Below are 8,696 nucleotides of genomic sequence, written 5' to 3' on the forward strand. Positions count from 1 at the left end.
GCCCTGCCCACCGCCTCGGCCGCCTACGTGCTGCGCGATGCGCATGGGCGGCGACGGCCGGATGGTGGCGGTGCTGATCTCGCTGGGAACCCTGTTCTCGGCGCTGACCATTCCGCTCTGGCTGCTGGCGGCGGCCGCCTGAACGCCCCCGCCGCCCGGAACGCCCTCAGCCCGGCTTGCGGGCGTTGGTCATGTCGGCCGGCACGACCCACTGCGCGAATTCCGCCTCGGTCAGGAAGCCCAGCGCCAGCGCCGACTCCTTGAGCGACAGGCCTTCCTTGTGCGCCTTCTTGGCGATCTGCGCGGCCTTGTCGTAGCCGATGTGCGGGTTGAGCGCCGTCACGAGCATGAGCGAGCGGTCCACCAGCTCGGCGATGCGCTCGCGGTTGGGCTGGATGCCGGCCGCGCAGTGTTGGTTGAAGCTGGCCATGCCGTCGGTCAGCAGGCGCGCCGATTGCAGGAAGTTGTGGATGATGAGCGGCTTGTAGACGTTGAGCTCGAAGTTGCCGCTGGCGCCGCCGATGTTGATGGCCACGTCGTTGCCCATGACCTGCGCGGCCAGCATGGTGATGGCCTCGCACTGCGTGGGATTGACCTTGCCCGGCATGATGGAGCTGCCCGGCTCGTTCTCGGGAATGCTGATCTCGCCCAGGCCCGAGCGCGGGCCGCTGGCGAGCCAGCGCACGTCATTGGCGATTTTCATGAGTCCGGCGGCCAGCGACTTGAGCGCGCCGTGCGCGAACAGCAGGCCCTCGTGCGAAGCCAGCGCCTGGAACTTGTTGGGCGCCGAGACGAAGGCAGTCTCGGTGCTGTGCGCGAGTTCGGCCGCCACCTTGGCGCTGAACTGCGGATGGGCGTTCAGACCCGTGCCCACGGCGGTGCCGCCGATGGCGAGCTGGTGCAGGCCCGGCAGGGTGGCGCGGATCTGCTGCTCGGCCAGGTCGAGCTGCGCCACGTAGCCGGAGATCTCCTGGCCCAGCGTCAGCGGCGTGGCGTCCTGCAGGTGCGTGCGGCCGATCTTGACGATGTCGTAGAATTCGGCGCTCTTGGCCGCCAGCGTGGCGCGCAGCGCCTTCAGGGCCGGCAGCAGGTGGTGCTCGACCTGCACGGCGGCGGCCACGTGCATGGCGGTGGGGAAGGTATCGTTGGAAGACTGCCCGCGGTTGACGTGGTCGTTCGGATGGACCTTGCGGGCCTCGCCGCGCTCGCCACCCAGCAGTTCCGAGGCGCGGTTGGCCAGCACCTCGTTCATATTCATGTTGCTCTGCGTGCCCGACCCGGTCTGCCAGACCGACAGCGGAAACTCGTCCGGCCACTTGCCGGCGATGACCTCGTCGGCCGCCTTCACGATGGCGTCGGCGATCTTGGGGTCGAGCTCGCCCAGTTCGGCATTCACCTTGGCGGCGGCGCGCTTGAGCCGCGCCATCGCCTCCACCAGCGGAGCCGGCATCTTCTCGGTGGAAATGGCGAAAAAGTGCAGCGAACGCTGGGTCTGGGCGCCCCACAGGTGATCCTGCGGGACCTCGATGGGACCGAAAGTATCTTTTTCGATGCGGGTCTTCATGCGCGTGCGGCTCCGTAACGGCGGCCGGCCGGATGCGCAGCGCGCCCGGTGCGGCAGCTTATTGAGAATAACAATCAATCATAGATTAGCAGAAACCCGCATTCCTATAATGGCGTACGCCGATCGCGTCCGGCCGGGCCTCGTGCCTGTCTCGCTTTCTCTTTTACCACTCGCCCCGCGCCATGTCCGCTCCCTTACGCAGCGCCACCCTGCACCTGCCCGATGAAACCGCCACCGAGGATCTCGCCCGGCGGCTTGCCCCCCTGGTCAGCGGCCAGCACGGCCCCGCCGGGGGACACATCCACCTCCGGGGCGACCTCGGCGCGGGAAAAACCGCCTTTACACGGGCGTTGTTGCGTGCTTGCGGCATTGCGGGCCGGATCAAGAGTCCGAGCTACGCGCTGCTTGAATCCTATAAAGTTTCTAACTTATACTTCTATCACTTTGATTTTTATAGATTTAGTGATTCGCGCGAATGGCTGGACGCAGGATTCCGGGATTTGCTGCGTGACGACGCAGTCGTTTTGATCGAATGGCCGGAACGGGCCGAGGGCCTCTTGCCCCCTCCCGACCTGCTGATTTCCCTGGCCTATGCGGGCCAGGGACGCGACGCCACCCTCAGCGCGTACACTCCCCGAGGACAAACATGGTTGAACGCGATTGTCCCCCCGCCCCTGGCGCGCCCTCCCTTCGGAAGGCGCCACCCGGCGCCGCCTGATCAGCGTCGCCGCCACGCTGCTCGTCCTCCCCGTCATCCCCCGGCTGGCCCAGGCCGCCACCATCCTGGCCGTGCGCACCTGGCCGGCCGACGAGTACACCCGGGTCACGCTCGAACTGGACAGCGAGCTCAAGGCCGAGCACTTCACGCTCGAGAACCCCCACCGGCTGGTGGTGGACATCGAGGGACTGACCCTCAGCCCCGCGCTCAACGACCTGGTTTCCAAGGTCCGCCCCGACGATCCCTACATCCAGAGCCTGCGCGTGGCGCAGAACCGGCCCAACGTCGTGCGCATGGTGTTCGACCTGAAGCAGGCGGTGGCGCCGCAGGTGTTCACCCTGAAGCCGGTGGCCGACTACCAGTACCGCCTGGTGCTGGATCTCTATCCCAAGATCGCGCAAGACCCGCTGGTGGCCATCCTCAACAAGCAGAGCGGCCCCGACGTGGACGATCCGCTGGCGCGCATCCTCGAAGACATCCAGCGCAATCCGGTCACCCGGCAGGACGCGCCCGAGCCGCCGCTGGCGCGGGGCCAGCAGCCCGCGCCGGCGCTGCCCACGCCGCCCAAGCCCTCGGCCCCGTCCACGGCGGGCCGCAAGCGCCGCATGCTGACCATCGCGCTCGATCCCGGCCACGGCGGCGAAGACCCGGGCGCCATCGGCAACAGCGGCCTGCGCGAGAAAGACGTGGTGCTGCGCATCGCGCGGCGGCTGAAAAGCCTCATCGACAGCCAGCCCGACATGCGGGCCTATCTGACGCGCGACGACGACTACTTCGTGCCGCTGCACGTGCGCGTGCAGAAGGCCAGGCGCGTGCGGGCGGATCTTTTCATTTCCATCCACGCGGACGCGTGGATCAAGCCCTCGGCCAACGGCTCGTCGGTGTTCGCGCTGTCGCAGCGGGGCGCCTCCAGCGCGCAGGCGCGCTGGATGGCCGACAAGGAAAACGCGGCCGACCTGATCGGCGGCGTGAACCTCGGCAGCCACGACCGCCAGGTCGCCAAGGTGCTGCTGGACCTCTCCACCACCGCGCAGATCAACGATTCGCTCAAGGTGGGCAGCGCCTTCCTGGACGAAATCAAGAAGATCAACCGCCTGCACAAGAACAGCGTGGAGCAGGCCGGTTTCGCGGTGCTCAAGGCGCCGGACATTCCTTCCATCCTGGTGGAAACCGCCTTCATCAGCAATCCGCAGGAAGAGGCGCTGCTGCGCAGCACCTCTCACCAGGAGAAGCTGGCCCAGGCCATGATGACGGGCATCCAGCGGTACTTCACCGCCAATCCGCCGCTGGCGCGGATCGCCGACGCCGCGGGTTGAGCCCGCGGCCCAGCGCGCCTGGCCGGTCAGGCGCGCCGGGCGCCGCGCAGCAGCTTGACCATCCCCGCCAGCGCCACCGGCACGATGGCCGCGGCCAGGCCGATGAGCACGATGGTGTTCAGGTGCTCGCGCACCAGCGGGATGTTGCCGAAGAAATAGCCGGCCGCCACCAGGCCCGCCACCCACAGCACCGCGCCGCCGATATTGAAAAGCTGGAACCGCCCCAGCGGCATTTCGGCCACGCCGGCCACGAACGGCGCGAAGGTGCGCACCACCGGAATGAAGCGCGACATGACGATGGTCTTGCCGCCGTGCTTTTCATAGAAGGCATGCGTGCGCATGAGCGCCTTGCGGTCGAGGAAGCGCAGGTTCATGGAGAACACCCGCGGCCCGATGTACCGGCCGATGGCGTAGTTCACCGAATTGCCGGTAACCGCGGCCACGATGAGCAGCACGCTCAGCAGGACGGGGTCCAGGCTGCCGGAGGCGCCGAACGCGCCTGCGATGAAGAGCAGCGAATCGCCCGGCAGGAACGGCAGCACCACCAGCCCGGTTTCCGCGAACACGATCAGGAACAGCACCAGGTACACCCACACGCCGTACTGCTGGACCCACACGCCCAGCGTCTGGTCGATGTGGAGCACCATATTGAAGAATTCGAGCATTCGCGCAACCTGTGAATAGGGGACATTCGTCCGCGACTATAGCCCACCATGGCGGGAGGCTAAAATCGTCCACATAGTCCTTCCGCCTGTCCGCCTCATGACCGAACGCCGCTCCATTCTCGCGCTCCCCGACCTGCTGATCAGCCAGATCGCCGCCGGCGAAGTCATCGAGCGGCCCGCTTCCGTGCTCAAGGAAATCCTCGAGAACGCCATCGACGCGGGCGCGCGCGCCATCGAGGTGCGGCTGGAAGGCGGCGGCGGGGCGTGCTGGCGCTGCCTTCTCCAGGGCGGGGGAACACGCCTTAGCCTGGCCGCCCGCTTTCAGAAAAATCACGTTTCCGCGTCCATCGCGTCCCATACCGCCGCCCATGCCGCTTTCTTACTTTCCCGCAGGCGGCCGGCCCGCCGCCGCCTTTCCGGCGGCATGCGCCGCCGGTCCGCGCAACCCATGCGGAGAAAAGCGGGAATGTTCAAACTGCGTTATGCGCTCAAGCGGGCGCTGTTCAAATTGTCGCCGGCGTTGGCCGAACGTTGCGATATCGATTTCCGGCTGCGCGCCCCGAATCGCGATTTCCTCGAGCAGCAGATCTTCGGCCGCCTCAACGAGCTGGCGCGCGAGCTGCCCGACGGGCTGCGGTGCCTGTTCGTGGGCCTGGACAAGCACAACTGGCACTATCCGCGCCTGCTGCCCTGGGTGGATTTCCACACGCTGGATTGCAACCCGCACATGGCCGTGTACGGTCGCGCGGGCAGGCATTGGGTGGGCAGCGCACTGGAGATGTCCGCGCATTACGGCAGGGCGGCGTTCGATGCGCTGATCGCCAACGGGATCATCGGTTTCGGCATCGATACCGAGGCGGATTTCCTGCGCCTGCTGGACGAGTGCCACGCGGTGCTCAAGCCTGGCGGCCTGCTGGTGCTGGGCTACAACGACTTTCCCGAACGGTTCGGGTTCCCGGTGGACCCGCTGGCGGGCGGCCTGTTCGAGGAAGCGCCGCCGGGCATCGCGGGCGTGCAAGGGGCGCGGCATCCGGTCGATGATTCTTTCCGCCACTTGTACGTGTTCTTGAGGCGGCGTCCGGGCTGAGGCGGGCGGTTCAGGCGGTTTCGGGCGGGGCGGCCGAGGCGCCTGGATGCCGTGGCGGGCCAGGGCGCCGGCCACGAAGCCCGTGCGTTTCATGTCCTCGACGAAGGCGGCCAGCCACGCGGCGGCCCGGCCGCCGCGGCGCTTGGGCAGGCCCATGGCCTGGCGGATCAGCATGAAATGGCCGTCCAGCAGGCGCAGCCCGCCCAGGCGGCGGGCGTCGGCTTCCAGTTGCTGCCGCACGCCGGCGGCGACTTCCATGTTTTCGCCCAGGAAGGTGTCCACCACGGCCGGCGAGGAGGGCGCGCGGAAGATTTCCGCCTGCTTGATTTCGCGGGTGAGGTACAGGTCGTAGGCGCTGCCCTTGCCGACCACGATGCGCTGGCCGGCGCGGTCCACGTCTTCCATGCGGGCGATGGGGGAGTCCTGGCGCACCAGGTAGGCGCCTTCGATGATGACGTAGGGCGCGGTGAAGGCGATCTGCTCGCCGCGTTTGGGGTCGATGGCGAAGAAGCCCACGTCGGCCTGCCCGGCGGCGACGGCGTTGACCGAGTCGCCGGCGGTCTTGAATACCGCCAGTTCCAGTTCCAGGCCCAGGCGCCGGGCGAGTTCGCCGGCGAGGTCCACCGACACGCCGCGAGGCTGGCCGGTGGCCGGATCGGTGCCGGCGAGTATGGGATTGCCCAGGTTGATGGAAGCGCGCAGGGCGCCGGTGGGGGCGAAGGCGGCAAGCAGGTCGAATCGGGCGTCATGGCTGCGGCAGCGGCGGAAGGAAGTCGGAGACGCCCAAGCATAGCGGCTCGCCGCGGCGGCCGCTACGGAACTTTGCGCAGCACGTAATGCGGCGCGAGCGCTCCGGTGGGACGGGTGCCGTCGCGGTACAGCAGGGTGACCTGGTTTTCGCCGACGAAATAGCGCTGGCTGTCTCCGGCCGCGTCCAGGCGGATGGTGCCGCCGTCCGATTCCCAGTTGAAGGTGCCGGTGACGGTTTCGGGCCGGGGTTCGCGGTCCAGGTACTGGGTCTGCTTTTCGTAGCGGCCGTCCTGCATCAGCGTGAGCCGCACGCGGATGCCGGGCAGTCGGCGCAGGGCAGGGTGCCTTCGTAGCTGCCCTGCCAGTCCGCGGCGTCGCCGCGAGGTGTGGCGGTCGGCGGGCGTGGCGCGGGCGTCCGGCGGCTGCGTGGGGGCGCAGCCGGCGATCAGGACAAGGCTCAGGGCGCAGGTCAAGGCGGTTTTCGGCATCATGGCGAGCTCCTGTTGGCAAAACGCCGTTCACGATACGGAGTTGGGCGCGGGGGAGCTGAAACCGAATGTAAAGCCGTGCCGCGCGCGGCTGCGCTACGCTATGCCCCCGGCCTTGCGGGCCGCGCATGGAGTCTCTCTCATGAGCGCATCGAATCGCAAAGCGCATCATTACCGCGTCGCCGTCCGGTGGACCGGCAACACGGGAGCGGGCACGGCTTCCTACGGAGCCTATTCCCGCAACCATGAGATCCGGGCGCCGGGCAAGCCGGCGATACCGGGCTCGTCCGATCCGGCTTTTCGCGGCGACCCCGCGCGCTGGAATCCGGAAGAACTGCTGGCGGCGTCGCTGTCGGCCTGCCACAAGCTCTGGTACCTGCACCTGTGCGCGCAGGCCGGCATCGTGGTGGAGTCGTACCAGGACGAGGCCGAGGGCGTCATGACCGAAAACGCGGAGGGCGGGGGCGCGTTCGCCAGCGTGACGCTGCGGCCGGACGTGCGCATCCGCCAGGGCGACGATGCGGCGCTGGCCGCCGCGTTGCACGAGCGCGCGCATCATCTGTGCTTCATCGCGAACTCGGTGAATTTTCCGGTGCGCTGCGAGCCGCGCATCTCGCAGGCGGGCTGAGACGGGCGCCGCTTCGGGGAGGACGCTTTCCGGCGGCCACGCGCGCGATGGCGTAGACTGGCCGTCTTCCTTCTCTTTCGCGCCGCTGCCGCTACGCCCGTCATGGATCCCGAACTGCTCAATCTGCTGGTCACCCGCAGCATGCCTTTCGGCAAGTACGAAGGGCGGCTGATCGCGGACTTGCCGGGCCCGTACCTGGCCTGGTTCGCCCGCAAGGGGTTTCCGCCGGGCGAGCTGGGACGGCTGCTGGCGCTCATGCACGAGCTCGACCACAACGGTCTGCGGGGCCTGCTCGCCCCGCTGCGCACCTCCGCGCCCGAGCGGCACGGCCGGGGCGGCCCAGGCTGAGGCGCCCCGCAGCCTTCGGGAAACCGGGAGAAACAAATCCGTTCTTCCATGTATCGTCTTGGCACCGCCAGCGCGCGGACGGGGCGATACGATAGGCCGGCACGCGCGGACCCTGGACCCGGTTTCGATTCCGGCTCCGCGCATCGAACCGAGGCCGTTATGAAGAAATCCCTCTGCAAATCCCTCATCGCGTCCGCCGCGCTGTGCGCGGCTGGACTGGCGCAGGCGCAGAACGCCGCGCCGCCCGCCACCCAGGAATACCAGTATCCCAGCACGCGCTCGCCCGACGGCAGCCAGTCGCCGCCGTCCACCTTGCGCATTACCGTGACGCCCGGGGCGGGTTCGGCGCCCGCGCCTGTGCGCGACACGCCCGAAAGCCTGGCGGAGTATCAGCGCTGCCGCGAGGTGTCGGACCGGGCCGCGGTGTCCAACGCGCAGATGCAGGCGGGCGTGGCCCAGTGCCTGCAGGCATTGCAGCAGCGCCGCCAGCAGCAATAAGGGGCCGCTCGGCGGCGCGCTTGTGGCCGCGGCGGAGGGTGGTAATAATATTCACTTTCATTTACCTGCCCGATGCTTCCCGTCGTGAACGCCGCCCGCCTCCAGCCCGACTGGACCGTATCGTCCGCCGCGCCCGTACTGTCGCTGGCGGGCGGCACGTTGCGCGCCACGGATGGCCGGCCCGTGACCGAGGCGCTGGAGCCGGGGCTGAAGGTGGTGCTGGTGCTCGACGGCGAATTGCGCTATCAGGTGCGCGGCGGCCCCGCGGCCCAGGTCAGCGGGCCTTTGCTGCACGTGAGCCTGTGCCGCGATTCGCTGTCCATGGATCATGAGTTCGACGCCCGCGGCGCGCTGCGCTTCGTGGTCCCTGCGCACGCCCCTGGCGCAGCTGCGCCAGGGCTTTGCGCTGGAGCCGGACGAGACAGCCGGGTGGCTGCGCGCGCCGGGCCAGGCGCTGCGCGCGCCGGGCCAGGCGCGGCCGTATGCCGAGACCAATCTGGAGGTGGGCCGCGCCATGCAGGCGCTGGGCCACCAGATGCTGGCCTGCCCGGCGCAGGGGGCCATCCGCCGCATGTACCTGACGGGCAAGGCGCTGGAGCTGGCGGCGCAGGCGTTCATGGCGCTGCGCGGCGAA

General features: G+C 68.5%; 7 protein-coding genes and 5 pseudogenes. 8 read left to right on the forward strand and 4 right to left on the reverse strand.

What is annotated here, in order from left to right; translation table 11 throughout:
* Positions 1 to 142, forward strand: a pseudogene (locus AD428_RS26315) (AEC family transporter); the annotation flags it as partial.
* Between the two features lie 24 nt (positions 143 to 166).
* Here the strand turns inward: AD428_RS26315 and fumC are convergent.
* The gene (gene fumC, locus AD428_RS18325) at positions 167 to 1,564 is read right to left on the reverse strand and encodes a class II fumarate hydratase (protein ID WP_053245804.1); all 1,398 of its coding nucleotides are present in this window, start codon (positions 1,562 to 1,564) and stop codon (positions 167 to 169) included.
* Positions 1,565 to 1,746: 182 nt separating this feature from the next.
* Between fumC and tsaE the strand changes: the two are divergent.
* Together tsaE and AD428_RS18330 are read left to right on the forward strand one after the other, a co-directional pair.
* Positions 1,747 to 2,280 (forward strand): annotated as a pseudogene (tsaE, locus tag AD428_RS25405) (tRNA (adenosine(37)-N6)-threonylcarbamoyltransferase complex ATPase subunit type 1 TsaE); the annotation flags it as partial.
* On the forward strand, positions 2,225 to 3,598 hold the full coding sequence (locus tag AD428_RS18330; RefSeq protein WP_200908052.1) for an N-acetylmuramoyl-L-alanine amidase: 1,374 nt from the start codon (positions 2,225 to 2,227) through the stop codon (positions 3,596 to 3,598). The pseudogene tsaE and the gene AD428_RS18330, both read left to right, overlap by 56 nt.
* Before the next feature lie 26 nt (positions 3,599 to 3,624).
* On the opposite strand, the gene AD428_RS18335 is transcribed toward AD428_RS18330, so the two are convergent.
* Positions 3,625 to 4,263, reverse strand: a complete 639-nt coding sequence (locus tag AD428_RS18335; RefSeq protein WP_082308442.1) for a VTT domain-containing protein — start codon at positions 4,261 to 4,263, stop codon at positions 3,625 to 3,627.
* A 97-nt stretch (positions 4,264 to 4,360) separates the two neighbouring features.
* Here AD428_RS18335 and AD428_RS28225 point away from each other — a divergent pair, with 97 nt between their 5' ends.
* A complete protein-coding gene (locus tag AD428_RS28225) occupies positions 4,361 to 5,350 on the forward strand; it encodes a class I SAM-dependent methyltransferase (protein ID WP_235490872.1) in 990 nt (329 codons plus the stop codon).
* A gap of 42 nt (positions 5,351 to 5,392) precedes the next feature.
* On the opposite strand, the pseudogene AD428_RS25410 reads toward AD428_RS28225, so the two are convergent.
* Together AD428_RS25410 and AD428_RS18350 are read right to left on the reverse strand one after the other, a co-directional pair.
* A pseudogene (locus tag AD428_RS25410) lies at positions 5,393 to 6,082 on the reverse strand (ABC transporter substrate-binding protein); the annotation flags it as partial.
* Between the two features lie 80 nt (positions 6,083 to 6,162).
* Positions 6,163 to 6,588: pseudogene (locus AD428_RS18350) on the reverse strand (copper resistance protein NlpE).
* A gap of 142 nt (positions 6,589 to 6,730) precedes the next feature.
* Between AD428_RS18350 and AD428_RS18355 the strand changes: the two are divergent.
* The 4 genes and pseudogenes from AD428_RS18355 to AD428_RS18375 form a co-directional block, all read left to right on the forward strand.
* A complete protein-coding gene (locus AD428_RS18355) occupies positions 6,731 to 7,216 on the forward strand; it encodes an OsmC family protein (RefSeq protein WP_053246136.1) in 486 nt (161 codons plus the stop codon).
* 102 nt (positions 7,217 to 7,318) lie between these two features.
* Entirely contained in the window at positions 7,319 to 7,564 is a 246-nt protein-coding gene (locus AD428_RS18360; protein WP_053246137.1) for a DUF3820 family protein, read from the forward strand.
* Positions 7,565 to 7,723: 159 nt separating this feature from the next.
* Positions 7,724 to 8,062 carry a hypothetical protein gene (locus AD428_RS18365; RefSeq protein WP_053246138.1) on the forward strand — a complete coding sequence of 113 codons (339 nt, stop codon included), beginning with the start codon at positions 7,724 to 7,726 and terminating at the stop codon, positions 8,060 to 8,062.
* A 328-nt stretch (positions 8,063 to 8,390) separates the two neighbouring features.
* Positions 8,391 to 8,696 (forward strand): annotated as a pseudogene (locus AD428_RS18375) (hypothetical protein); the annotation flags it as partial.

It is taken from the genome of Achromobacter sp. DMS1, assembly GCF_001270295.1.